The organism is Kordia jejudonensis (assembly GCF_001005315.1).
Lineage (GTDB): Bacteria > Bacteroidota > Bacteroidia > Flavobacteriales > Flavobacteriaceae > Kordia > Kordia jejudonensis.
On record NZ_LBMG01000152.1, the window covers coordinates 1 to 1,058 of the forward strand.

General features: G+C 27.0%; 1 protein-coding gene. It reads right to left on the reverse strand.

Going from position 1 to position 1,058, the window contains the following annotated elements; genetic code table 11:
• Positions 1-340 precede the first annotated feature (340 nt).
• Entirely contained in the window at positions 341-1,006 is a 666-nt protein-coding gene (locus AA089_RS23080) for a hypothetical protein (RefSeq protein ID WP_046759388.1), read from the reverse strand.
• Positions 1,007-1,058: the final 52 nt, after the last annotated feature.

Below are 1,058 nucleotides of genomic sequence, written 5' to 3' on the forward strand. Positions count from 1 at the left end.
TGCAACTTCGCTTTGTTTAGTTGTGTTTGCGAATCCATAAGTTTAAACAGTTTTAGGATGAGTTTGACACTTAATATTATTACTAAGATCAATACAATTATAGTTATTGTTTGAGAAATAAATAATAAAGTACTAAAAGAGTCTAATGTTTTTTACATGTTAGTTTTGTTTCTTTTTAAAAACAAGCATCACTAACATGATGATAAGAATGATAAATTGTCCGTAGAATAATAAATCATTAGGATAATACACTTGTATTAATTGTAAAAAAAGTGTAATGATTAAAAGAGATATTATGATATAAGTTGACTTGATTTTCATTTTTGATTCGGTTAAGTTATTAATAGCTATTAGCAAGACACTGCCTGAAATCACTATTAGCATCGGATACACAAGTAAGAACTATAGCTCCAGCTGCAGCAACACCAATTGCAGTTCCAACGCCAAAGCTCCAGAAAGTCGAAACAGCAACTGCAGCTAGTGAAGCATAAAAGTTTCTTTCACATCTTGCTATTGCTCTTAAATGAATGTACCCACAAGTGTTGTGTTCTGATTCATATGTTTGCTTTAATTGTTTGGATATTTCATTTAATATAATGTTTTCAATTTCTTCTGGAGTTAATTTTCCAAAATTAAAATTATTTAAAAAGTTATTAGTATTGTTTTGAACCAATAAATACATATTAGCAAATTGTTCAGGATTATCAATATTATTATTTGATAATTCTGTAACTAAAGAATTATAATTTACATATGCTTCTAGCTCTGTAATTAGAGATATTTGTGAATTAGCATACTCATTTGGATTTGTCAAATAACTATCAATAATGCTTATGTGGTTTGTAACAAAATCTTCAATAGTGATAGATTGATTTAAATTTTTACTAAAAGTATTTTCAATATTCTCGGATTTATCTATTTCACTTATTAGTTGCGGTTGACATGAAGTAAATAATAATAGAATTACTAAAAAGATTGATAAATAAGGTTTTCTAAATTGTTTCATCTTAAATTATAATTATGAAATATGCCTACTCTTGCGTTTTTCGGCTTCCACG

What these genes read in the sequence shown, in the direction of transcription:
- AA089_RS23080 (WP_046759388.1), bottom strand. Translation starts at nt 1,006, where the DNA reads ATGAAACAATTTAGAAAACCTTATTTATCAATCTTTTTAGTAATTCTA.